Here is a 24,433-nt window from a genome sequence, read left to right as displayed (position 1 = left end):
TGCTGAAACATGCCCTTGAATCGGCGGTTTTTTTCGTCTTTTACACACACGTCATTTCACCAATTCGAGAGCAGGGTCGATACTGTTACGTCCCTCTCGCACACTCTGTTACATCGAACAGTGTCAAATATCGCAATCAGATTGGACCCAAGTATGAAACAAGATGTTTTTGGACAGATGAACACCCTGACCCAGCCGGCTGCTGTCGATGCCTGGAATGGTGTTCTGCTTGGTTTCATGGCCCATGCCGCCGTTACCCCCCAACATCTGGGCAAAGTGCTGGAGCTTGAGCCCGACTTCGCACTGGGCCATGCGATCAAGGGTCTGTTCATGGCTCTGCTTGGGCGACGCGAGATGATGGCGGTTGCCGTCGACGCGCTGGCTGCTGCCAACGCAGCGATGGAACGTCAGCCCATCACAGCGCGCGAGCGTCTCTATGTGGATTCGCTGGCCCTGTATTTGGCGGGCCAACAGGCTCGGGCCGCACAGAAATTCGAGGCGATTCTGCGTGATCATCCGCAGGACACGCTGGCGATGAAACTCAGCCACGCAACCCGCTTTGTTCTGGGTGATGCTGACGGGATGCGTCGCTCGATCGAACGCGTGATGCCTGCCTATGAACCTGACCACCCGGGCCGGGGCTATCTGCTGGGCTGCCACTCCTTTGCGCTGGAAGAAACCGGCGCTTATGAAAAAGCTGAGATCGCAGGTCGTCAGGCGCTGTGGATGGTATCTGACGATGCTTGGGGTCTGCACGCGGTGGCCCACGTTCATGAGATGACCGGCAACGCGCAGCTGGGCCTTGACTGGCTGGCCGGACGAGAAGACGCGTGGGCGCATTGCAACAACTTCCGCTATCACGTCTGGTGGCATAAGGCGCTTATGCATCTGGATCTGGGTCAGGTCGATCAGGTGATGGATTTGTATGACAATCATGTCCGCAAGGACAAAACGGACGATTACCGCGACATCTCGAACGGCACTTCGCTGTTGATGCGGCTTGAGCTTGAGGGCGTAAATGTCGGAAATCGCTGGGAAGAGCTGGCTGACCTGAGCGCCGCACGCACCGAAGATGGCTGCCTCATCTTCGCCGATCTGCATTACCTTCTGGCGCTGACCGGTGACAATCGCACCGATGCCACTACCAAGATGCTGAGCCGCATGAACACGGATGCGGCGCGCGCCAATGACGATACGACCCGCCGCATGGCCGATCCCGGAGTTGCAGCCGCCATGGGCCTTGAAGCCTTTGGTGACGGCCATTATGGCACGGCGTTTGATCATCTGCTGGCAGCGCGCGGTTCAATGCAACTGGCCGGTGGCAGCCATGCGCAACGTGATGTATTTGAACGCATTACCATCGATTCCGGCCTGCGCGCCGGGCGACTTGATGCGGTTGAACGTATTCTGGACGACCGCCGCGCCAAACGTGCCGGAGGCGAAGACAATTATGCCATCGCGCGCCGCGCCCTGATCGACGCGGCCCGTGACAGCGGCGACGTTCAAAGCGTCCCCGCCGAATAACAAGAAGACCAAGAAGGACAGAGAACGTATGGCGACCATATCGCCCGCTTCTGATTTTGTAAGCGCTGCGGCCCCTGCCGCAGCCCCTGCCCGCACGCGTGACCCACGGCTGGATTTTTATCGCGGTATCGCGATGTTCATCATTCTGATCGCCCATATCCCCAATGATCCCTGGGCCAAGTGGATACCTGCGCGGTTCGGCTATTCCGACGCGACCGAGATCTTTGTGTTCTGTTCGGGCATGGCCTCGGCCATTGCCTTTGGCGGTGCGTTTCTACGCAAGGGATGGTGGATGGGGACAGCACGTGTCGCCTTCCGTATCTGGCAGGTCTACTGGGCGCATATCTGCCTGTTTTTCTTTGTGGCCATGACCATGGCCGCGCTGGATCAGACCGGTGCGTTCGAGAAAACCTATGTCTCATCCCTGAATCTGCAGCACTTCTTCAACGATCCTGCGTCGCAGATGGTTGGGATTTTTACGCTGACCTATGTGCCTAACTACTTTGACATCCTGCCGATGTATCTGGTGGTCCTGGCGCTGATGCCGCTTTATATGGCGCTCTACCGCGTCAGCTTTTGGCTTATGGCGGCGGTTTGCGTGGCGATCTGGCTAGTCGCTCAGACCGGCGCACTGGCATTGCCGGCCGAGCCATGGTCAAACCGTCAGTGGTTCTTCAATCCGTTTGGCTGGCAACTGCTGTTCTTCACGGGGTTCGCGTTCATGCGCGGTTGGATTCCCGCCCCACCCGTTTCTAAAACCCTGACCTGGGTTGCAATTGCCTTTGTCGTCCTGTCGGCTCCGTTTGGGTCGTGGAAGGTCTTTACCTGGATCAACACCGCCGCGCCCGATCTTGGCGCAACGATCCTTCCGGGCTGGCCCTTGACTGAGGATCTGCGTGGCAAAACGGAATTCGGCCTTCTACGCTATGTCCACTTCCTGTCACTGGCCTATCTGGGTTGGGTCGCAGCGGGTGAGCATGGTCACCGCCTGATCGCAACAGGTCACAGTATGGGCGCACGCATCTGGCAAACACTGCTGGCGGTTATCACCAAGGTCGGCCAGCAATCCCTTGCGGTTTTTGTGTTTTCCATGGCCGCAGCCCGGTTGATCGGTGTCGCGCTTGACCAATCTGGGCGGGATGTTGCCAGTGTCTTTATCGCCAACATGATTGGCTTTGCGATGATCATCGGCGTGGCTTATCTGGCCGCGTGGTTCAAGTCACAACCCTGGAAATCGAAGAAATGAACTTTACCCGTCGCGCATTCCTCATCTCGACGACCGCCTTGGCCCTTGCCCCGTCTGCCTATGCAACGGGTGGTGAGGTGCCATTTGACCGCGACTATGTGATCGAGATGGCGCGCGATCTGGCCAGCCGTCCCTATGCAGAACGCGAGATGGTGCCGCAGGAATGGCAGGACCTGACGTATCAGCAGTATCGCTCGATCCGGTTCCGGCTGGACCGGGCGCTGTGGTACGAAACCGAGACGCCGTTCAACGTCGATTTCTTCACACCGGGTTTGTATTTCCCGCGCACCGTGAAAGTTGAAACGGTTGAGAATGGCATGGCTACGCCGGTCGCCTTCGATCTGGACATGTTCGACAAGTCCGAAGATGTGCCGCAACTGCCTATCGATGACACGCTGGGCTTTTCGGGCCTGCGCCTTCGGACCGAGATGCACCGCCCCGGCAAGACAGATGAATTCTGCGTCTGGCAAGGGGCCAGCTATTTCCGCGCCATAGGCTTGCACGAGGTTTATGGCCTGTCCGCGCGTGGTCTGGCCCTGAAAACCGGCGATCCGGATGGCGAGGAATTCCCGGAGTTCATCCGCTTCTGGCTGGAACGCCCCGCACCCGGTCAGCGCAATATGGTTGTGCATGCCCTGATGGACAGCCCCAGCGTGACCGGAGCCTATCGGTTCAACGTCACGGCGGGTGCAGATTGCATCATGGATGTCGAGGCAACCTTGTTCCCGCGCGAAGAGCTGCCCCATGTGGGCATTGCGCCGGGAACGTCAATGTTCCTATACGACCAGACCAATCACAGCCGGTTCGACGATTTCCGCCCTGCTGTTCACGACAGCGATGGGCTGCTGATCCGCAACGGCGCGGGCGAGGTTCTGTGGCGTCCGTTGGCCAACCCGACCCGGCTGCAAATTTCGTCCTTTGTTGACACGAATCCGCGCGGTTTTGGCCTGATGCAGCGCAAGCGCAAGTTTTCGGATTACGCAGATCTTGAGGCCAATTATCACAAACGTCCGGGCCTTTGGGTCGAGCCCAAGGAAGATTGGGGCAAAGGCACCGTGACGCTGGTTGAAATTCCGGCAGATCAGGAAATCTATGACAACATCGTCGCCTATTGGCGCCCGGCTGAGCCCTATGCCGCTGGCAGTCAGGTCGACCTGTCCTATCGCCTGATCTGGGGGGAAGAACCCCAGCGTACGCCGATGCCGCGGGTAATCAACACCGCGATGGGCGAAAACACCTTTGGTGAGGGTCGTCTGGCCGTTATCGACTTTGAACACAGCGAGCTGTTCGAGGACATCGATGCGATCTCGATCTTTGTTGACTCGCCTCATGCCGAAACCTCGGACGGGGTTCTGCAACGCAATCCTGATACCGGTGGATTGCGACTGGCTTTCTCGTTCGAACCGGGCGAGCGAAATCATGTTGAGCTGCGTGCGCAATTGCTGAAAGACAAACAGCCTGCCTCTGAGGTCTGGCTATATCGTTGGACCACATGAGCCGCGATCTGCATATCATGCCGCCCGAGGCCCCTCTGGCGATGCCTGCGCAGAACTTTGGCGCGCGGTTCCGGGATGCGGATGCACCGTCGGGCAGCCGCGCGTCGTCTGCCGGGTTTTGGCGTGCGTTGGCGTTTTCCCCCGCGATGGCGGCAACATTGGGTCTGCTCTGGGTGATGAGCGATTGGTTCAGCGCCGAAGGGATTAACCTGGTCGAAGCGATCCTGTTGGCGTTGATCTCGTTCAACTTCTTCTGGATCTCTTTCACGGTCTGCACGGTGCTTTTGGGTATGGTGTCCCTGTCCAAGCAGGATCGCCCCCAAAAAAGTCACCGCGCGCAGCCGCTGCGCGTGGCCCTGTTGACCCCGGTCTATAACGAGGTTCCGTGGAACGTGCTGGGCAACGCCCGTACCATGCTTGAAGATTTGCAGACGCGCAGTGGTCAGCACCACTATGCCATGTTCATTTTGTCGGACACTCGCGATCCCGAGATTGCGGCACAGGAACAAGCCAGCGTCGAGGCGTTGCGCACCACGTTAGCCCCGGGGCTGGAGCTCTACTATCGCCGCCGCGAACAGAATACTGACCGTAAAGTGGGCAATATCGCCGACTGGGTCAGCCGTTGGGGTGCAGACTGGGATGCCATGCTGGTACTGGATGCCGACAGCCTGATGACCGGTCGCGCGATCTATCGCCTGACCGATGCGCTGGCGCGTGATCCGGGTGCGGGTCTGATCCAAAGCTATCCGCAACTCATTGGCGCGCAATCGGTCTTTGCCAGGATGCAGCAATTTGCCAATGGCGTCTACGGCATCGCCTTTGCCGAAGGCCTGGCGCGTTGGTGCGGGCAAGAGGGCAACTATTGGGGCCATAACGCGATCATCCGCACCAAGGCTTTTGCCACCAGCGCCGGTCTGCCCAAGCTGCGCTCAATCAGCGGTCAGGACAAGCTGATCATGAGCCACGATTTTGTCGAGGCCGGATTGTTGCGCCGCGCCGGTTGGGCCGTGCGCTTCCTGCCGCGCATTCGTGGGTCATACGAAGAAACCCCACCCACCCTCATTGATCACGCCATGCGGGATCGCCGCTGGTGTCAGGGCAACCTGCAACACCTGAAGCTGCTGGGCTCGACCGGGTTCCGCGCCGTGTCGCGCTTTCACATGTTTCATGGCGCGGTCGGATACCTGATGTCCCCCCTGTGGTTCGCGCTGTTGCTGATGTGGGCCTTGATCGGTCAGGGTCAGGACGCATCTGTCCTGCACTACTTCAGCCCTGACAACCCTCTGTTCCCGCAATGGCCAGAGATGTCGGAAACCCGGCATGTGCTGATCATTCTGGTCATGTACGCCATGCTTCTGGCCCCCAAGGTGCTGGGTGTTTTGGCTTTACCACTGAGCGGTGTGCACTTTTCGGACTTCGGCGGCGGGCGCAAATTCCTGACCTCGTTTCTGGCTGAGGTGCTGTTGTCGATCCTGTATGCACCGATCCTGATGGTCCAGCAGATGATCGCCGTCTTCCGTACGGCCTTTGGCATCCAGCGTGGCTGGTCGCCTCAGGCCCGCGACGGCGGCACGTATGGTCTGCACACGCTGATCCTGTGCCATGCCCTTGAAACCGTCAGCGGTGTCGCGCTGAGCGTTGGTATCCTGTCCGGTCTGGTGTCGATCTGGCTGGCTCCGATTGCCATCAGCCTCGCACTGGCGATCCCGCTATCTGCGCTCAGCGGCGTCTCGGCAGGCGCTGCACGCAAGATGGTCGGAATGCGGGAAGACTTCAGCGAGCCTGCTATCACCCGTTCGGCTCGCGTGTACAGGGATGAGCTTAAGCGGCTGGTCGAAGGCAAAGGCAACATGACCCCAGCAGAATAATCAGCTGCCGGCAAGCCCTTCATACCAATCGACGATCATGTCTGCCCAACCGGCAGGCACAGTATGACCGCCGGGGAACAGCGCGAACTCCAACGCGCTGCCTTCGGTACATCCGGTCCAGCGGCGGCGCATGAAATCATCCGTGGTGCTGAAGCCGCTGGGCTTGTGATCGACACAGCCATTGGCTTGGCGCCAAATTTCAAGCCCAGCATAGATATCACCCTGCTGGAAACGCCCGCCGCCCAGCAAGCGACCTTCCAAAGGCACGACATTGTCTGTCCAGCCATGGGTGTGGAACATGCGGATCGGACCTTCGCAAACCTCGGGGTGCGGACGCCAGAAACCTCCGGACACCGGCACATACGCGGAAAACGTGTCAGGAGCCTCACAGGCCAGATAGTTGACCATGAATCCCCCTGCCGAAAATCCGCCCAGCAGGACGCGGTCGGGATCGACGCCAAACCGGTCTGCGGCATCTTGCACGACCTCGGTCAGAAAGGCGGTTTCGTCCCGTTCGCCAAAGCCGGGATAGAAGTTCCAGCTTTTGGTGCCGCCCCGATCCGGTCGCTCCAGACCTTCAGGCGCCATGACCGCATAACCACGTTCCAACAGCGGCTCGACCATCGCGCGATTGCGCATCGTCCCCGATCCGCTGCCGCCATAACCGTGCAGGAACAGGACCATAGGTGTATTGCCCTCATCGGGCAGTTCGATGTGATACGCGCCCATCGGCGTTTCACAAACTGTCTCCTGACCAGCACAACCCGCCCATGCGGCCTGTCCGGTTGCAGCAACAAGTGCGGCCAGACTGAGTGTTCGGATCATCCTGCATCCTCATTAAATTTGCGAACCGGCAGTCCGGCCCTGACCCAACCTGGGCCAGCGGCTGAACCCAGCATACCCTCGGGCACGTCAATGATTTGAGTAAAACCGGCCGCTATGAGTTGGTTGCTCAAACGCGCTGAGCGCACCCCACGCGCACAGATTAACGCCACTGGCGCATCCAGTTGACCACCGGTCATCTGCTGCAATGCCTCAACGAAGTCTTCGCGCCGCATATCCAGAGGCGCCGCACCTTCGCCAATGCCCGAGGCGCGCCATTCACGCGGCGTTCGTATGTCGACCAACAGGATGCGTCCTTTGCGGGCTTGTTCATGCGCCGTTTCAACGCTGATCCGCTCACCACCGTGATCTTCAGGGATCAACCGAATTTCCCGGATCGCAAACCCCGCAGCGAGCGCAACACCACCGCCAATCAACACCCATCTTCGGGTTCGGTTCATTTGCTCGGTCACCGGTTGCCTCCTGTTCGACGCCCCTTGATCTAGCACATGTGGCCGGAAACGAATGCCTTTAAACCTTTGATCAGGATCAAGATCGCGTCATTTTTTCGCAGGTCCACTGAATAGCTGACTGTTTCAGTAGAACTTTGTGAACAAGTTACAATATCTGGACAGTCAAGAAAATATCCTTACAAAATTGACTTCACCCTGACCGCTCAGACCGGAGTATCGCATTTGTCTCTATTCCTTATCGCGGCCCTTCCTTTCCTTGGTGCTGTATTCCCTGCTCTGCTGATCCGTGCGGGCAGAAACGCGGCTGCATCTGCTGCAGCGTTGACCACGTTTCTGGCCCTTATGGGTTTGCTGATCCACATCCCATCGATCATGCGCGGAGACGTAGTGACCGCTCGGTTCGACTGGATCCCGGGGCTTGGCCTGAACGCGAACTTCATGTTGGACGGGTTGGGCTTTCTGTTCGCCCTGCTGATTTTGGGCATCGGTCTGCTGATCATCCTTTATGCACGGTTCTACCTGTCGCGCGAAGATCCGATGGGGCAGTTCTATACCTATCTGCTTTTGTTTCAGGGCGCGATGGTCGGGATTGTCCTGTCTGACAACATCCTGCTATTGATTATTTTCTGGGAACTTACCTCGCTCAGCTCATTCCTGCTGATCGGCTACTGGAAGCACCTGCCCGAAGGCCGTCAAGGTGCGCGGATGGCGCTAGCCGTCACTGGCGGCGGCGGATTGGCAATGATCGCCGGGATGCTGATCCTGGGAAATATCGTGGGCTCGTATGATCTGAGTGTCATTTTACAAAGCAAAGAACTGATCCAAGCCTCGCCCTACTACCTGCCCGCGCTGATCCTAATCCTGCTGGGCGCTTTCACCAAATCGGCGCAGTTCCCTTTTCATTTCTGGCTACCTCACGCCATGGCCGCGCCGACGCCTGTGTCTGCTTATCTGCACTCGGCCACCATGGTGAAGGCTGGTCTGTTCCTGATGGCGCGGATGTGGCCGGTTTTGGCCGGGACAGATGCGTGGTTCTATATTGTTGCCACCACCGGTCTGGTGACGATGCTGTTGGGTGCGGTGATTGCGCTGTTCAAGGATGACCTGAAGGCCCTGCTGGCGTTTTCGACCGTTTCTCATCTGGGCCTGATCACCATGCTGTTGGGTTTCGGCACGAAATTCGCAGCCGTTGCTGCGGTGTTCCACATCATCAATCACGCGACCTTCAAAGCCGCGCTGTTTATGATAGCCGGGATCGTCGATCATGAGACCGGAACACGAGACGTCAAGCGGTTGGGCGGTTTGCGCCATTTGATGCCGATCACCTTCACGATCGGCACCATCGCCGCGCTGTCGATGGCCGGTTTGCCACCCCTGAACGGCTTTCTGTCAAAAGAGATGATGCTGGAAGAGACCGTGCACACCACATGGTTGAATTCGCCCTATCTGGTGCCGGGGCTGGCCTTGCTCGCATCTCTGTTTTCCGCAGCCTATTCCTTCCGTTTCGTGAGCCACGTGTTCCTTGGCCAACAGCGCGACGATTACCCTGCCCATCCGCATGACCCACCCGTTGGTCTGTGGATTGCGCCAGCTTTCCTGGTGGTGCTGGTCATTTTGATCGGCCTTTATTCGGCGGCTATTGTCGGTCCGTTGGTCGCGGTGGTCTCCAGCGCCGTGATCGGCGGCGAAAAGCTGCCCTACTACTCGCTGAAACTGTGGCATGGTTTTGTGCCCGCACTTTACATGTCGATTGTGGCAACGCTGGGCGGTCTGTTCCTGCTGTCGATGCACAAACGCGGTGAGCAGCTTTGGAACGCCCTGCCCCGACCCGAAGCCAAGGTGATATTCGAGGCCATCATCAACGCCTTCACCCGTCTCAGCCAGTGGGTCACGGATGAGCTGCACAATGGTGTCCTCAGCCGATATGCGATCATATTCGTCGCCTTCACCGTTGGGCTTGGCTACTATGCCTACACAACCGGCACGATTGGTGTTGAAACCCGCGTTCCGCTGCCTGCACAGATTATCCCGATCATCGGCTGGATCTGTCTGGTGGGTGCGACGCTGGGTATCATGTGGTTCCACCGCAATCGCCTGCTCTCACTGGTGCTGATTGGCGTTGTCGGTCTGATTGTTTCGGTTGCCTTCAACTATCTGTCCGCGCCGGACCTGGCACTGACACAGATCTCGGTTGAAGTTGTCACCATGATCCTGCTGTTGCTGTCGCTGAACTTCCTGCCCACGGAAACCCCGTGGGACAGTTCAGCCGCGCGGCGCTGGCGCGATGCTGCGATCTCGGTTGTTGCGGGTATCGGGACAGGCGCGTTGATCTACGCCATCATGCTGCGTGACTTTGCCTTCCCAACGATCTCGGACTTCCATCTGGCCAATTCGTACAAAGGCGGTGGCGGCACCAATGTGGTGAACGTCATTCTGGTCGATTTCCGGGGCTTTGATACCTTTGGTGAGATCATCGTTCTGGGCATCGCGGCACTGATCATCTTTGCCCTGACCGAGGCGGTTCTGAGCACAAATGTGCGCGGCTATCTGCTGAACCGTAAACCGCATTGGCCGCAATCGGGGGATTCGCATCCGCTGATGATGGTGGTTGCAACCCGTGTGATGATGCCGATTGCCCTGATGGTGGGGGCCTACATCTTCTTCCGGGGCCACAACCAGCCGGGTGGCGGCTTTATCGCCGGTCTGGTCGTCGCGATCGCCTATCTGATGCAATACATGGCCAGCGGCTACACTTGGGCGATTGAACGGCAGAGGTTCTACTACCACGGCACGATCGGCTGGGGCGTTCTGATTGCCGCTGCGACCGGACTGGGCGCATGGTTTAACGAGCGTCCCTTCCTGACCAGCGATTTCGGCTACATCAACTGGCCCCCGCTGGAGGAGTTCGAATGGGCCACTGCCATGCTGTTTGACACGGGCGTGTTCCTTGCAGTTCTGGGCGCTGTAATGCTGGCGCTGGACAGCCTGTCGCGCTTTGCTTGGCAACCGGGTATGGCGCAGGAATTCCCGATGGATATCAACCCGCTGCGGAATGACCTCAAAGACGAAGACAAAGAGAAGGAGCAGGCCTGATGGAAGCGCTCGTAGCCTCTGCCGTAGGCATTATGACCGCCGCCGGGATCTTCCTGATCCTGCGTCGCCGGACCTTCCCGGTCATTCTTGGCCTGTCACTGATCACCTATGCGGTGAACGTGTTCCTGTTCGCGACGGGACGGTTGGCGCTGAATGCACCTGCCGTTCTGAACAAATATGAAGAGGTCCCCTATACCGACCCGCTGCCACAGGCGCTGGTGCTGACGGCTATTGTGATCTCGTTTGGGATGACCGCCGTGATCGTGATGATCGCGCTTTCGGCCTATTTGTCCTCGAAAGATGACCATATCGACATGAGCCCGCAGGATTGTGTGGACGCGCCGGGAGAAGACGCATGAACCACTGGATCGTTGCGCCGATTGTTCTTCCCGCGATCCTGGCCCCGTTCATCATCATGGTCCTGCGATATCATCTGGACCTGCAGCGTATCTTCTCGGTCGCGGGCGTTGTCGCGCTGCTCGGCATTGCCCTGACCATCACTGCGCAAGCATCGGGTGGAGAGATTCAAGTTTATGAGCTTGGCAACTGGCCTGCGCCCTTCGGAATTGTCATGGTGCTGGACCGGCTGTCGGCCATGATGGTGCTGCTCACGGCGCTGCTTGCCCTGCCCATTGTGCTTTACGCCATCGCCTCTGGCTGGGATGATCGAGGCAAGCATTTCCACGCATTGTTCCATTTTCAGCTTATGGGCGTCTGCGGAGCCTTCCTGACAGGCGACGCATTCAACCTGTTCGTCTTCTTCGAGGTTCTGCTGATCGCTTCTTACGGTCTGATGACCCACGGCGGGGGCTCGGTTCGGTTGAAAGCAGGCGTGCAATACGTGGCCTATAATCTGTTGGGCTCGACCCTGTTTCTGTTTGCCTTGGGGACGATCTATGGCGTCACCGGCACGCTGAACATGGCGGACATCGCATTGCGCGTTGCCGAAATTCCAGCCGAGGACACCGCTCTTCTGAGGGTTGGTGCAGTGCTTTTGCTGCTGGTCTTCTGCATCAAGGCCGCCGTATTGCCGCTGCATTTCTGGCTTCCCGCCAGCTATGCCAACGCCCCGCTTCCTGTAGCTGCCCTGTTTGCCATCATGACCAAGGTCGGCGCCTATTCGATCATGCGAATGTACACGCTGGCCTTCGGACCCGAGGTCGAAGCGACCCAAGGGTTGGTTGGCGATTGGCTGCAACCCGCCGCGCTTGTAACCCTGGCCGTTGGGGCCATCGGTATTTTGGGATCGCAGCACATAGCGCGCATGGTGGCATTCTGCGCTATCGCCTCGATGGGTACCCTGCTGATCGCAATCTCGCAATTCACACCGGATGCGATGGCCGCTGCGCTCTATTATGTGTTCCACTCGACGCTGGCGACTGCGCTGCTGTTCCTGGTGGCTGATCTGGTGATGGAGCGGCGCGGTGGTGCCATAACGCCAACCACACCCATGCCGCAAAACGGGCTGATCTCGGCGCTGTTCTTTATCGGAGCCATCGCGATGGCAGGAATGCCGCCGCTGTCAGGTTTCATCGGCAAGCTGCTGGTTCTGGACGCGTCCCGCGATGCATCAGATGCCACTGCGGTCTGGGCCGTGATCCTGATCGGATCTTTCGTAACCATTGTTGGTCTCGCCCGCGCGGGTACGCTGATCTTCTGGAAAAGTCACGACACTCAGGCTGTTACCGTCGAAGACCCAATCGAAGGAGAAGAAGCGCCTGCCCCCCTCGCCCCGGAACCACAACCCGGCCTTGCTGTCACAGCCGTGTTCGGGATGGTGGCGGGTCTGATCCTGCTGACCCTGTTTGCGGGCCCAGCGCTGGAGTACACAAGCAAAACCGCGGAACAGTTGTTTGCGCCTGAAAACTACATCTCTGCCGTATTGGGAAGGGAAGAGTGATGAAACTGCTACACCGGATTTTTCCGCACCCTCATCTGACCTTTCTGCTGACATTCGTCTGGGTGTTGCTGGCCAATAACGGGTCGTTGAACTCGTTGGTGTTTGGCCTGATCCTGGGGATCATCATCCCCTTCATCACGCAACCCTATTGGCCGGATCGCCCCAAGCTGCGTAATTGGCCGATGGTGGTAGAATATATGCTGGTCGTGCTTTGGGACATTGTGGTTGCAAACGTCACTGTTGCCCGAATCATCCTGTTCAAGCGAAATGCCGACCGCCAACCCAACTGGATCTGTGTCCCACTGGAACTGCGCACGCCTGAGGCGATCACCGTTCTTGCTGGCACCATCACCATGACCCCGGGCACCGTCAGTTGCGATCTGTCGGCACAAGGGCATAACCTTCTGGTTCATTGTCTTGATGCGCCCAACCCCGAAGAGGTGCGCGATCAGATCAAGCAGCGCTATGAGCGCAGGCTAAAGGAGATTTTCGAATGATTTTGGAATATGCTATCTGGTTCGCCTTTGCCTGTTTCGGAGCAGCTATCATGATGTGTCTCTGGCGGATCATCACCGCTGACGGCGTCGGCACCCGCGTTCTGGCGCTGGACACGATGGTGATCAACACCATCGCCCTGATGATCCTTTATGGTCTGGATCAAGGTACCGAGATTTTTTTCGAGGCCGCCATGATCATCGCCATGCTCGGCTTTGTCTCAACCGTGGCTTATGCGCGCTTCATGCTGCGCGGAAACATTATCGAGTGAGGGGCCAGCATGACGTTTATCATTGAGCTTCTGATCGCCTTTTTCTTGATCATGTCGGGGATCTTCGGTTTTGTCGGATCCTTTGGCATGATTAAATTGAAAGACCCAATGTCCCGCCTGCACGCGCCTACCAAAGCAACGACACTGGGCGTGGGCGGTGTGCTTCTGGCCTCGATCACGCATTCTGTCCTGCTGGAAGGCAAACTGTCATTGCACGAGCTGCTGATCACACTGTTTTTGTTCCTGACTGCACCGATCACGGCCCTGTTCATTGCAAAATGGCACATTCATCGTCATGAAAAGCCTCAGGATCTGCCGGATGCGGGTGAGGATGAGCTTTGGGCCACCCACGCGGTCGAGCAGGTCGAAAACGTCCCAGACCATAGCGCGAATTAAATCCAATGCATTCACCTCCGCTGCCCTTAACCCGCGATCTGGTTCTTGTTGGCGGCGGTCACACCCACGCGTTGCTGCTGCGGAAATGGGGTATGAATCCCCTTCCCGGCGCCCGGGTAACCGTGATCAACCCCGGCCCCACCGCCCCATATTCCGGGATGCTACCGGGATATGTCGCCGGACATTACGATCGGTGGGAATTGGACATCGATCTGGTCAAACTCGCACGCTTTGCAGGCGCACGTGTCATTCTGGGCGCGGTTGAGAGGATCGATACCGACACACATCAGGTGCATGTTCCCGGGCACCCGCCGGTCGGGTTCGATGTGGCCTCGGTCAATGTTGGCATCACGTCGGATATGCCCGCATTGCCGGGCTTTGCCGAACATGCCATTCCTGCCAAACCTTTGGGCCGATTTGCCGCGCGTTGGGCTGACTACTTGAACCATAATGGCCCTGCGGCAGTGGCGGTGATCGGCGGAGGCGTCGCCGGGGCCGAATTGGTCATGGCTATGGCACATGCTCTCAAGGCCAAGGGGCGAGCAGCGCAGATCACACTCATCGACAATGCGTCGATCCTGACGGCCACCAAACCCAAGGCGGCGGCCACGATCCGACGGGCCATGCAGGATCTGGGTGTGGAGGTCATCGAAAACGCTGTGATCACCCGGATCGCCGCTGATCACGTCGAGTTGCAGGACGGCCGCGCAATCCCCGCCTATTTCGTGACCGGAGCCGCCGGCGCGCGCCCTTATGATTGGGTCGCAAAATCTGGGCTGGACCTGCAGGGCGGGTACATCCGGGTGAACGGCTATCTTCAATCCAGCGACCCCGCTGTGTTTGCGGCCGGAGATTGCGCCCATTTGTCGGACAACCCGCGGCCCAAGGCAGGCGTTTACGCGGTTCGCGAAGCACCCGTTCTTTTCGACAATCTGCGTGCCGCGCTGGGGACGGGACGGATGCGCAAATATGTTCCGCAGAAGGATTACCTCAAACTGATTTCTCTGGGCGGCAAATCCGCGCTGGGTGAGCGTTTGGGTACATCGTTCAGCGGCCCGATGATGTGGAAATGGAAGAACCACATCGACCAAACCTTCATGAACAGGTTCCGCGACCTGCCACAAATGAAGCTTCCTGAATTACCGCACGACCGGGCCTTTGGGTTGGATGATGCGCTTGGGGAAAAGCCAATGTGCGGCGGATGCGGGGCCAAGGTCGGACGCGATGCGTTACAGGCCGCACTGAAATCGCAACCGGCCTCGACCCGCGAAGATATCACCCCCCTGCCCGGCGATGACGCAGCGTTGTTACAGACGGGTGGCGTTCAGCAGGTCATGACTTCGGATCACCTGCGGGCTTTCACCAATGATCCCGCCTTTATGGCGCGCATCGCTGCTGTTCACGCTTTGGGGGATATCTGGGCCATGGGTGCCACGCCTCAGGCCGCCACGGCGACGATCATCCTGCCCCGTATGTCTGCCACTCTTCAGACCCGCACCATGTCGGAAATCATGGCAAGTGCTGGCGACGTCATGAGAGAGGCCGGGGCCGAGATTGTGGGCGGGCACAGTTCCATGGGCGACGAGATGACCATTGGGTTTACGATAACCGGCCTGTGTGAAACCCCACCGATTACGCTGGCGGGCGGGCGGCCGGGTGATCGGTTGATCCTGACCAAGCCCTTGGGCAGCGGCGTTCTGATGGCTGCGGAAATGGCCGGTTTGGCAGACGGAACCTGGGTCGCAGCCGCTTTTCAGTGCATGACCCAGCCGCAAGGAAAAGCGGCCCGTATACTGGCCAAAGCCCACGCGATGACCGACGTGACCGGGTTTGGTTTGGCCGGGCACCTGCAAGGTATCTGCGACGCCTCCAACTGTGGTGCCGTTCTTAATCTGGACGCGGTTGAGGTCATGGACGGTGCAATGGAGCTGTCAGAACAGGGCGTGCGGTCAACGATCTTTGCCGACAACCGGGCGATTGCCCTGGATCTGCCCGCTGAAGGCAAAGCCGCTTTGTTGTTTGATCCGCAAACGGCCGGTGGTTTGCTGGCGGCTGTCGATGCCACAGCGGCCGATGCCTTGATCGAGGACTTGAAGGCCGCAGGATACCCCGCGGTAATCATTGGCGAATTGACAGATACACCCGGCCTGCGGCTTCAAAGCTGATCCAGCAGGCTTTCGATTTGGGCCGCAGCCGTTGCAAGGCCGTCGTCGTCCAAGGACGCAATATTGAGGTTGGCCAGCACCTCTAATGACCGCGACCGTCGTGATTTGGTGTAGGCCGGGTCGTAATGCTGTTCCATCAACGCTTGTGTCAGCGCTTGTTTTTGTCCCGTATCGATCAGGTGCATCCACCCTTCAACAACCTCGTGTCCGCGATGAAAACGCAGTGGGGAAAGCCGATCCCGCAAACGGTCGCTATCGGACAATATGTCGTCATATGCCCGAACCAGATAGGCGGCGCGTGCTTCAATCGGCGCCGCGACGTGGATTCGAGGCGCAGCGCATAACGTAGTCCAAAGGCTGGGCGGCAAGATCAGACTGCCGATTTTCGAAGACTCCGCTTCGACCACGACCGGGCGCGCTGGATCCATCGCGCAAAGCGCGGCGGACAACGCCGATTCGAACGCCTTTTGGCTTGGCTGCCCGCCTGGGCGTTCCCCCAGCAATGACCCCCGGTGATTGGCCAAAGCCTCGAGGTCCAGAACCTGAACGCCGCGCCTTTGCAGCAGAGCCAGCAGATCGGTCTTGGCCGTTCCGGTATAGCCATCCAATGCGATCAATCGATGCGTTAGAGAATCATCATACAAATACGCACTTACCAAGCGGCGGTACGTGCGATAGCCACCGTCAATCACATCCGCCCGCCAACCGATTTGCTGCAACATCCAGGTGAACGAACCCGAACGCTGCCCGCCCCGCCAGCAATAGACCAAAGGCTTCCAGCTACCTTCGTGATGGCTGAGGTGTTGTTCGATGTGATTGGCCGCATTACGGAACACAAGCGCCGCCCCCAGTTTGCGCGCCAGAAACGGGCTTTCCTGCACATAGATGGTCCCGACGCGAGCACGTTCCTCGTCGCTCAGAACCGGCAGATTTATCGCGCCGGGCAGATGATCCTCTGCATACTCCGCAGGGCTACGCACGTCGATGACCGTGTCATAGCCATGTGTATAAAGCTGCGTCAGATCGGGGAAATTCAAAGCCATGCCAAAGGTCTAGCTTGCCGTCTTTCGAATGGAAAGACCACGCGCCCTCATCCGTCGAAAGGTTCGATCAGATCGGACCCGCTGGCACGGTTTGAGTTCACTGCCGGATCAACACGATGGAAGGCCAGTACATCATTCGCACCCGGCTGCATCAGACGCGCAGCCCCCTTTCCCGCTTCCCCCAGCCACAATGGCCAGTCTTCGGGTTCCAAAATCAAAGGCATCCGGTGATGGATAGAGCTGAGATTTTCGTTGGCTGCCGTCGTGACAATTGCGCTGGTGCCCTGACGGTTTTCATCCGACCCCCAATCCTGCCAGACCCCAGCAAATGCAATCGGTTCCTGATCCTTACGATGAATATACCATGGCAAGCGCGTTCCCTGTTCCGACTTGGTCCATTCATAAAACCCTGTCGCGACAATCAGACAGCGGCGCGCCCGGCAGGCGTCACGAAAAGCTGGTTTTTCCGCCAAAGTCTCGGACCGCGCGTTGATCAACAACGGCCCAGCCGTTTCAGATTTGTACCAATGCGGCAGAAATCCCCAACGCAGCGCGTCCAGATGACGACCTGTCTCGCTGCTGCGCACCACATGTATCTGATTTGTCGGACAAACATTGAAGTTTGGAACGGCCGGTAGCGCATTTGCAGGCCGTGCAGAAAACAGCTGCGCCATGGCGTCATTGGGAAGAGTTATTGCAAACCGTCCGCACATGGGTAATGAACCATCGATATATTCTTGATACAGGCGCAGGATCACACGGGTCACATGAAAAACCAAACGACTCAATCCCTCAAGAGCAAAGCAATTTCCCTTCTGGAAGCAGACAAGCTGCCGCAGGCTTTGAAAAAGGCGCAGCTGGGTGTCAAGAAATTCCCCAAGGACACGGACTTCCACGCCATCGCCGGTTTTGTTCTGACCGAGATGAAGCAATACAAGAAATCCATTCCGCATTTTGTTGAAGCCTCGCGGATGAAGCCGGATGATCCGCAGTTTGTGGAAAACCTCGCCAACGCCCTGATGCAGACCGGCCAGTTTCCCAAAGCGCTGGAATATACCGAACACAAGTTGGAACAGTTCCCCAACAACAAGGAACTGAACCGCGTTCTGGATGAGATACACCTCAAAGGTACGTCCTGGCGTTCGATCATCGAGCACGCGACCAACAAGCTGGCGACTGACCCCGACAATGCCGATTTGTTGACTAAGCGGGCCCGGGCCTATTCCAAGATTGGGTTTGACGAGGAAAACTCCCGCGATATTGCGCGTGCTTATGAGCTTGACCCGGATGACATTAAGATCGCCTTCCAGAAATCGGTGAGTCTGCACCAGAACGGCGACAAGAAGGGATCAACCGAAATTCTACGCCGTATCCTTGAGGAAGATCCTGAACACGCCCCGACACTGCTGCAATTGTCGACAATGGTCGGCAAAGAGGATGCGGCGAACCTGATGGGCGCTGTTGAGATCGCTATCGCCAATAACGAGAACGAGCTGGTGGAGCTTGAGTTCGCCAAAGCGCATTTGATGTCCCAAACCGACGGTCTGGACACGGCGCTGCCGCAATTTGCATACGCCAATGCGATTCAGCACGACAGCAATCCGTATAACTTTGCGGCAGAAGAGAAAAAACTGCGCAGTATCAAAAGCCTGTTCCCGATCGGCGCAGACATTCCAACCTCTGACAGCACAGATTCACCGATGCCGATCTTTGTAATTGGGCAGCCGCGGTCTGGTACAACGCTGATGGAAATGATGCTCAGTTCTGCGCCAAATATTGCCGGGTGCGGAGAGTTAATGCTAGGCGCGGACCTATCCCAAGACTTCGAGAACGGGAAAACCGCATTCACCGCCGCGAAGGCAGCCGAATATGCGCAGGAATTCCGTAAGCTGATGCCGCCGATCCCTGAAGACTCGGTCGCCTTTGTCGACAAGATGCCCCACAATTTCCAGCGTGTAGGGTTCTTGTTGGCCGCATTCCCGAATGCCAAGGTGATAAACTTGCTTCGGGATCCCCGTGATGTCGGCTTGTCCAAGTGGATTCGCCGCTTTCCTGCAGGTGGGATGCGCTATGCATCAAATCTTCAGTCGATTGCTCATTCGGCGAACATGTACCGCCAGTACATGGCGCATTGGCAGTCCGTATTTGGCGACAAGATCCTGACCGTTCCCTATGAAAAGCTGGTGGCCGACCCAGAGACCTACAGCAAACAGGTCTCCGCGTTCTGTGGTATTGAATGGAACGAGACCATGATGCGACCCGAGGAAAACACCAAACTGGTCAGAACTGCTAGTATCGATCAGGTTCGCAACAAAATCTCAACCAAATCCATCGGCGGTTGGCACGAGGTGGCAGATCATATCAAACCGATGCTGGACGGGTTCGACCCATCACTTTGGCCGGAATACGATTTCAGCTGACCGGCAGAAAAACAGAAAAAGCCGCATCACTTGGATGCGGCTTTCTTGTTTCAAATGGCAGAATTACTTCTGCTTGATACGACCATCCAGATAGGGCTGATACGGTGCGTTTTCCGCCAGATACTCGGCTGTGACATCGGCCAGATCCGGGCCGAAATCATAAGCGTTCTTGTCATCGCCTTCGAACATCTTGTACCCGTCACCACCATTGCGCACGTAGTTGTTGGTCACAACGAGGTAGGTCTTGTTCGGGTCAATCGGAACAAACCCGTCACCTTCAGCCACCATCACTTCGCTGATGCGGCCTTCGTTCGGGGCCACGCTTGGATCCCAGGTAAAGCTCAGGCCTGCGACTTGCGGAAAACGACCTTTCACTTCTTCGACCTGACTGACGCCATTCTCAAGCGCGTCAATCACGGTTTGTCCGGTGATCTCAAAAGTGGACAGCGTGTTCTGGAACGGCAGTACAGTCAGAACTTCGCCCATGGTCACCTCTCCGGGATCGATAGACGCCCGCAAACCGCCCGAGTTGGCGATGGCAATCTGAACGCCCTGTTCCGCGACCCGCGCCAGCATTGCATCAGCAACCAAATTGCCCATCTGGCATTCCTGCACACGACACACAGCGCGATCGCCCTCGATGGCGTCAGCCGCGTTTGCGACAACCTTGTTTCGGATTTCATCCAGAGGCACCGCCAATTCCGCGATCCGGTCCAGTGCGGCCTGATCCTCGGTCACGGTGTTGTCCATGATCAGAGGTTCACCAACGGCTTCCAACACTTTGCCGTCGTCATCAAATGTGACGTTTAATTCACCCAAAAACTTGCCATAGGCATAAGCCTGAACGATCTGCACACCGTTGACCACCGTAGGATAGGGACCTGCGGCCTTCTCCGACTCATTCGAAAGATACGTGTTAGAATGCCCGCCAACGATCACATCGACCCCACTTGTCTCCTGAGCGACACGCTGGTCGACACCATAACCTGAATGGCTCAGCACGACGATCTTGTTGACGCCTTCACCTGTCAGCCTGTCGACTTCGGCCTGTACCGCCGGCACCGGGTCTGAAAAGGTAACGTTGGGGCCGGGCGACGCAAGCTCATGTGTATCGATTGGTGTCAGCCCAATCAGGCCGATCTTTTCGCCGCCCACCTCGATCACGGTAGATTTCTTGATATGATCAGTCAGAAGTTCTTCGTCGCGGATATCGGCATTGGACATCAAAACCGGAAAATCGACCGTGTCAATAAAGCCGCGCAACACTTCTGGGCCATCGTCGAACTCGTGATTACCGACGGTCATGGCGTCATAGCCAAGCTTGTTCATAAACTCGGCAGCAACTTTGCCCTTGTAGTAAGTGTAGAAAAGAGACCCCTGAAACTGATCCCCGCCGTCCACCAGAATCGAATTCTCGGCACGTTCCCGTGCTTCGTTGACGGCAGTGACAAGGCGCGCCGATCCTCCAAAGCACTTTCCTTCCGCATTGTCTTCTGCACCGCATCCACTGTCGTATTTGTTGATCGGTTCGAACCGCGAATGAAAATCGTTGGTGTGCAAAATCGTCAACTTGTAGTCGGCTGCTGCAACACCAGCGGTCAGGCCCAGAACCGCAACTGAAGTCAAAAATCGGGTCTGCATCTTGGAACTCCCAGTTATTGTTTAAGGGGATCGTGCGCCCATCACGACGGAGAGTCAAAGAGGAAATCCAGCTTGATTCCAAGCGCTGCGCGGGGCATCAGATCGGTATGCTGATTTTTAAGATTTTCCGGGCCGAGGAATGGGCCGCCTTGCAGGACAAGGGCGCGACAGAAGGCGCACCGATCGATGTGACCGACGGATTTGTCCATTTTTCAACCGCTGAGCAAGCTGCAGAAACGGCGGCCAAACACTTTGCAGGTGTAGATGGTCTGACATTGCTGGCCTGCGATGCTGACGCAATGGGCGACGATCTGAAATGGGAAGTGTCGCGGGGCGGTGCCCTGTTCCCACATCTCTATCGCCAGATCCAGCTCAGCGACGTTGTCTGGTCGCGCCCTCTGCCATTTGACGGCGCTGTGCATCAGTTCCCCGAGGACATGGAATGACATCCTTTGTTGACCCGGATCGGGATCAGTTCGAGGCATTCAAAGCTCTGGACCGGGACCAGCCGATTGAAATGCTCAATCTGGTGAAGTTCCGGGCCGTAGCGCAGTATCCTGCTGCGCATGAATTGGCAGGCGCGGGGCTGACCGGAGCGGAAGCCTATCAGAAATACGGGGCTGAAACCGCACCGATTGTTGCGCGTATCGGGGCGAGCATTTTGTGGCGTGGGGTGTTTGAAACAACGTTGATCGGCCCGTCCGATGAGGTCTGGGATGCCGTCTTTATCGTACGCTATCCAACCGCGCACGCGTTTCTTCAAATGGTAACCAACCCCGTATACCGGGCAGCGGTGATCCATCGTCAGGCTGCGGTCGAAACCTCGCGCCTGATCCGGTGCGGATCAGGTGAAAGCGGAAAGGCCTTCGGATGAAACTGATTGAAAAACTGGGGCTGAGCGCCCTGCACCGTATGGACCCCGAAGCTGCCCACGGCATGTCGATCAAGGCGCTGAAGTCCGGGCTGGCACCCGCGCCGGGGCCGGTGACGACATCACGGCTCAGGACCAACGTGGCGGGGTTGGAGCTGCCCAATCCGGTCGGTCTGGCCGCTGGCTTCGATAAGAATGGTGAGGTTCTCACACCTCTGTCGCGCGCCGGATTCGGCTTTATCGAAGTGGGCGCTGTCACACCCCGCCCGCAACCGGGAAACCCCAAACCGCGCCTGTTTCGCCTGACCGAGGACAAGGCAGCCATCAACCGCTTTGGTTTCAACAACGAAGGCATGGAGGTGATGGCCAAACGGCTGGCCGAGCGCCCCAAGGACGCGGTGATCGGCCTGAACCTAGGGGCCAACAAAGACAGCAAAAACCGCGCTGGTGATTTTGCGAAAGTTCTGGCGCATTGCGCTGCGCATCTGGATTTCGCTACCGTAAATGTATCCTCGCCGAACACGGAAAAACTGCGCGATTTGCAAGGCAAGGCCGCGCTGACCGCGCTGTTGAACGGTGTGATAGAGACACGGGACGCGCTGCCACGCCCTCTGCCCATCTTTCTGAAAATTGCACCAGATCTGACCGATTCCGAGTTGCAGGACATTGCCGAGGTTGCGCACGAAACCCGTGTGGATGCGGTGATCGCCACCAACACCACACTGTCGCGCGACGGGTTGCGCAGTGCGCATAAAGGTGAGGCCGGAGGCTTGTCTGGCGCGCCGTTGTTCGAAAAATCCACCCGCATTCTGGCAAAGCTGAGTCAGATGACCGGTGGTGACATTCCGCTGATCGGCGTGGGCGGCATCAGCAACGCCGAGCAAGCTTATGCCAAGATCTGCGCCGGGGCGTCAGCCGTGCAGTTCTATACCGCGATGGTGTATGGCGGGATTTCCTTGGCGGCTGACATAGCGCATGGACTAGATCAATTGCTGGCCCGTGATGGCTTTGACACAGTTGCCCAGGCCGTTGGCAGCAAACGTGAGGATTGGCTGTGATCGAGTATTGGCACAACCCCCGCTGTTCCAAATCCCGCGCCGGGCTGGCGCTGTTGGAAGAAAATGGCTCACAGATCACAGTGCGAAAATATCTTGAAGATGCGCCCTCGGCCGATGAATTGCGGGCCGCTCACGCTGCGCTGGGACTGCCTGTGATTGACATGGTCCGCAGCGGCGAAAAAAGGTTCAAGGAATTGGGACTGACCAAAACCGCTTCGGATGACGAACTGATCCGCGCTATGGCAGCGAACCCCATTCTGATCGAACGCCCCCTTGCCATTGCCAGGGACAAAGCCGCAATCGGGCGTCCGCCGGAAAACCTGCTGATCTTGCTTTAGGCCACTTGCGCTTCAAGCTTGGGATAGCGCCAGCCCATCGTCGCGCCACGCGCGATGTTCAGAACCATCAGCGCGGCCCAAAGGCCGTGATTGCCAAAGCTCGGCACCAGAATGAACAAGGCGACCACGTAGATTGCAACGGATTGAATCATCGCGTTGCGCATAGCCCGGGTCCAGGTCGCACCGATATAGATGCCATCAAACATCCAACTCGCCACGCCGATTACCGGAGCCAAGGCCGCCCAGAACAGGTAGTCACGGCTAGCCAGACGCACCTCGGGCGAGGTCGACATCAGGTCAATCAGGGCCGGTCCTGCCAGGAAGAACACAGCCCCCAGAAAAACGGCCCCACCAATCCCCCATTGCGACGCCATGATACTGGCGCGCCGCAGTTGATATCGATCCCGCGCTCCAACTGCACCGCCGACCAACGCCTCGGCCGAAAAGGCAAAGCCGTCCAGAGCAAAGGCGGTGATCTCCAGGAATTGCAGCAGAACCTGATTAGCAGCCAAGGTTACGTCGCCCAGATCCGCGCCCACAAACAGGAAGGTCGTAAATGAGCCTGTCAAAAGGACCGATCGGATCATGATGTCCCCGTTGACCTGCATCATTCGGCGCAGACGCTCGGCATCGAAAATCCGGGCCCAGTCACGCCAGATTTTGCCTTCGAAACCTTCCCGGCACAGCCACAGGCCCAGCGCCAAACCGGTCCACTCCGCGATCAGAGTGGCAATCGCGACCCCTTCCACGCCCCACCCCAGTCCGAGAACGAACCACAGATCCAGAACAATATTCAGCCCGTTCATCCAGATCTGCAGAATGAATACACCACGTGTGCGTTCAACCGCGATCAACCATCCGGTCACGGCAAAAAGCGCAATGGTGGCCGGGGCCCCCCAGATGCGAATCTCAAGATAGGCGCGGGTCAGCGCCTCAACCTCGGGGCTGGCAGGTGACAGGGCAAATGCCCCGGCAAACACCGCAGCTTGTGCAATGACAAAGAACAGCCCGGCCGCCACACCCAGCAGCAATCCCCGGATCAGCAAAGCGCGGGTTTCGACCACATCTCCGGCACCGCGCGCCTGCGCGGCCAGACCGGTTGTGCCCATACGCAGAAACCCGAATATCCAATAGATCGAGGCCAGAATGACCGCGCCCACACCGACAGCACCAATCGGTGCGGCCTGCCCCATTTGACCCACAACGCCCGTATCCACCGCGCCAAGAATGGGCACGGTTGCGTTCGACAACACAATCGGGGCTGCGATCTTCAGCACCCGTCTATGCGTGATAGGCGCCGATGCGTCCTGCAT

The 24,433-nt window shown here is 57.9% G+C and carries 22 protein-coding genes and 1 pseudogene; 17 read left to right on the top strand and 6 right to left on the bottom strand.

Annotated elements, in window-relative coordinates:
- Positions 1–153 precede the first annotated feature (153 nt).
- From AC2FJZ_RS01715 to mdoH, 4 genes are read left to right on the top strand one after another with little or no spacing between them, the layout of a single operon-like run.
- On the top strand, positions 154–1,524 hold the full coding sequence (locus AC2FJZ_RS01715) for a tetratricopeptide repeat protein (protein ID WP_496775863.1): 1,371 nt from the start codon (positions 154–156) through the stop codon (positions 1,522–1,524).
- Between the two features lie 28 nt (positions 1,525–1,552).
- Complete coding sequence (locus AC2FJZ_RS01710) at positions 1,553–2,770, top strand: OpgC family protein (RefSeq protein WP_496775862.1); 1,218 nt, start codon at positions 1,553–1,555, stop codon at positions 2,768–2,770.
- On the top strand, positions 2,767–4,266 hold the full coding sequence (locus AC2FJZ_RS01705; protein ID WP_496775861.1) for an OpgD/OpgG family glucan biosynthesis protein: 1,500 nt from the start codon (positions 2,767–2,769) through the stop codon (positions 4,264–4,266). Before AC2FJZ_RS01710 ends, AC2FJZ_RS01705 begins: the two co-directional genes overlap by 4 nt.
- Complete coding sequence (mdoH, locus tag AC2FJZ_RS01700; RefSeq protein WP_496775860.1) at positions 4,263–6,134, top strand: glucans biosynthesis glucosyltransferase MdoH; 1,872 nt, start codon at positions 4,263–4,265, stop codon at positions 6,132–6,134. Before AC2FJZ_RS01705 ends, mdoH begins: the two co-directional genes overlap by 4 nt.
- Here the strand turns inward: mdoH and AC2FJZ_RS01695 are convergent, their stop codons facing one another.
- Together AC2FJZ_RS01695 and AC2FJZ_RS01690 are read right to left on the bottom strand one after the other, a co-directional pair.
- A complete protein-coding gene (locus AC2FJZ_RS01695; RefSeq protein WP_496775859.1) occupies positions 6,135–6,959 on the bottom strand; it encodes a CE1 family esterase in 825 nt (274 codons plus the stop codon).
- The gene (locus AC2FJZ_RS01690; RefSeq protein ID WP_496775912.1) at positions 6,956–7,417 is read right to left on the bottom strand and encodes a rhodanese-like domain-containing protein; all 462 of its coding nucleotides are present in this window, start codon (positions 7,415–7,417) and stop codon (positions 6,956–6,958) included. The genes AC2FJZ_RS01695 and AC2FJZ_RS01690 overlap by 4 nt, the downstream gene beginning before the upstream one ends.
- A 234-nt stretch (positions 7,418–7,651) precedes the next feature.
- Between AC2FJZ_RS01690 and AC2FJZ_RS01685 the strand changes: the two genes are divergently transcribed.
- From AC2FJZ_RS01685 to selD, 8 genes and pseudogenes are all read left to right on the top strand, one after another.
- A complete protein-coding gene (locus AC2FJZ_RS01685; protein WP_496775858.1) occupies positions 7,652–10,522 on the top strand; it encodes a monovalent cation/H+ antiporter subunit A in 2,871 nt (956 codons plus the stop codon).
- Positions 10,522–10,881, top strand: a complete 360-nt coding sequence (locus AC2FJZ_RS01680; RefSeq protein ID WP_496667391.1) for a Na+/H+ antiporter subunit C — start codon at positions 10,522–10,524, stop codon at positions 10,879–10,881. Before AC2FJZ_RS01685 ends, AC2FJZ_RS01680 begins: the two co-directional genes overlap by 1 nt.
- Entirely contained in the window at positions 10,878–12,422 is a 1,545-nt protein-coding gene (locus AC2FJZ_RS01675) for a monovalent cation/H+ antiporter subunit D (protein WP_496775857.1), read from the top strand. The genes AC2FJZ_RS01680 and AC2FJZ_RS01675 overlap by 4 nt, the downstream gene beginning before the upstream one ends.
- On the top strand, positions 12,422–12,919 hold the full coding sequence (locus AC2FJZ_RS01670; RefSeq protein WP_496667393.1) for a Na+/H+ antiporter subunit E: 498 nt from the start codon (positions 12,422–12,424) through the stop codon (positions 12,917–12,919). The genes AC2FJZ_RS01675 and AC2FJZ_RS01670 overlap by 1 nt, the downstream gene beginning before the upstream one ends.
- Positions 12,916–13,188 carry a K+/H+ antiporter subunit F gene (locus AC2FJZ_RS01665; protein WP_371255958.1) on the top strand — a complete coding sequence of 91 codons (273 nt, stop codon included), beginning with the start codon at positions 12,916–12,918 and terminating at the stop codon, positions 13,186–13,188. The genes AC2FJZ_RS01670 and AC2FJZ_RS01665 overlap by 4 nt, the downstream gene beginning before the upstream one ends.
- Before the next feature lie 9 nt (positions 13,189–13,197).
- Positions 13,198–13,584 (top strand): Na+/H+ antiporter subunit G, encoded by a 387-nt coding sequence (locus tag AC2FJZ_RS01660; RefSeq protein ID WP_050603315.1) that lies wholly within the window; start codon positions 13,198–13,200, stop codon positions 13,582–13,584.
- A 5-nt stretch (positions 13,585–13,589) separates the two neighbouring features.
- A pseudogene (locus tag AC2FJZ_RS01655) lies at positions 13,590–14,681 on the top strand (FAD-dependent oxidoreductase); the annotation flags it as partial.
- On the top strand, positions 14,682–15,749 hold the full coding sequence (gene selD, locus AC2FJZ_RS01650; protein WP_496775911.1) for a selenide, water dikinase SelD: 1,068 nt from the start codon (positions 14,682–14,684) through the stop codon (positions 15,747–15,749).
- Here selD and mnmH read toward each other — a convergent pair.
- Positions 15,740–16,792 (bottom strand): tRNA 2-selenouridine(34) synthase MnmH, encoded by a 1,053-nt coding sequence (gene mnmH, locus AC2FJZ_RS01645; RefSeq protein ID WP_496775856.1) that lies wholly within the window; start codon positions 16,790–16,792, stop codon positions 15,740–15,742. The two genes, selD and mnmH, sit on opposite strands and share 10 nt — an antisense overlap.
- Before the next feature lie 47 nt (positions 16,793–16,839).
- Positions 16,840–17,505: an SOS response-associated peptidase gene (locus AC2FJZ_RS01640; protein ID WP_496775910.1), complete on the bottom strand. Its 666-nt coding sequence runs from the start codon at positions 17,503–17,505 to the stop codon at positions 16,840–16,842.
- Between the two features lie 54 nt (positions 17,506–17,559).
- Between AC2FJZ_RS01640 and AC2FJZ_RS01635 the strand changes: the two genes are divergently transcribed.
- Positions 17,560–19,212 (top strand): tetratricopeptide repeat-containing sulfotransferase family protein, encoded by a 1,653-nt coding sequence (locus AC2FJZ_RS01635; RefSeq protein ID WP_496775855.1) that lies wholly within the window; start codon positions 17,560–17,562, stop codon positions 19,210–19,212.
- A 63-nt stretch (positions 19,213–19,275) separates the two neighbouring features.
- Here the strand turns inward: AC2FJZ_RS01635 and AC2FJZ_RS01630 are convergent, their stop codons facing one another.
- Positions 19,276–20,853 carry a bifunctional metallophosphatase/5'-nucleotidase gene (locus tag AC2FJZ_RS01630; protein WP_496667398.1) on the bottom strand — a complete coding sequence of 526 codons (1,578 nt, stop codon included), beginning with the start codon at positions 20,851–20,853 and terminating at the stop codon, positions 19,276–19,278.
- Positions 20,854–20,960: 107 nt separating this feature from the next.
- Between AC2FJZ_RS01630 and AC2FJZ_RS01625 the strand changes: the two genes are divergently transcribed.
- The 4 genes from AC2FJZ_RS01625 to arsC are packed head-to-tail and all read left to right on the top strand — an operon-like array spanning position 20,961 to position 23,120.
- On the top strand, positions 20,961–21,299 hold the full coding sequence (locus tag AC2FJZ_RS01625) for a DUF952 domain-containing protein (protein WP_496775854.1): 339 nt from the start codon (positions 20,961–20,963) through the stop codon (positions 21,297–21,299).
- Positions 21,296–21,727 (top strand): DUF1330 domain-containing protein, encoded by a 432-nt coding sequence (locus AC2FJZ_RS01620; protein ID WP_496667400.1) that lies wholly within the window; start codon positions 21,296–21,298, stop codon positions 21,725–21,727. The genes AC2FJZ_RS01625 and AC2FJZ_RS01620 overlap by 4 nt, the downstream gene beginning before the upstream one ends.
- Positions 21,724–22,782, top strand: coding sequence for a quinone-dependent dihydroorotate dehydrogenase (locus AC2FJZ_RS01615; RefSeq protein WP_496775853.1), 1,059 nt, complete (start codon positions 21,724–21,726; stop codon positions 22,780–22,782). Before AC2FJZ_RS01620 ends, AC2FJZ_RS01615 begins: the two co-directional genes overlap by 4 nt.
- Entirely contained in the window at positions 22,779–23,120 is a 342-nt protein-coding gene (arsC, locus tag AC2FJZ_RS01610; protein ID WP_496775852.1) for an arsenate reductase (glutaredoxin), read from the top strand. Before AC2FJZ_RS01615 ends, arsC begins: the two co-directional genes overlap by 4 nt.
- Here arsC and AC2FJZ_RS01605 read toward each other — a convergent pair.
- Positions 23,117–24,433 carry an MATE family efflux transporter gene (locus AC2FJZ_RS01605; RefSeq protein ID WP_496775851.1) on the bottom strand — a complete coding sequence of 439 codons (1,317 nt, stop codon included), beginning with the start codon at positions 24,431–24,433 and terminating at the stop codon, positions 23,117–23,119. The two genes, arsC and AC2FJZ_RS01605, sit on opposite strands and share 4 nt — an antisense overlap.

This window comes from Ruegeria sp. CDSA079 (genome assembly GCF_059612245.1).
The sequence above is the reverse complement of the archived record's forward strand: the minus strand, read 5'-3'. Positions and strand labels throughout refer to the sequence as shown.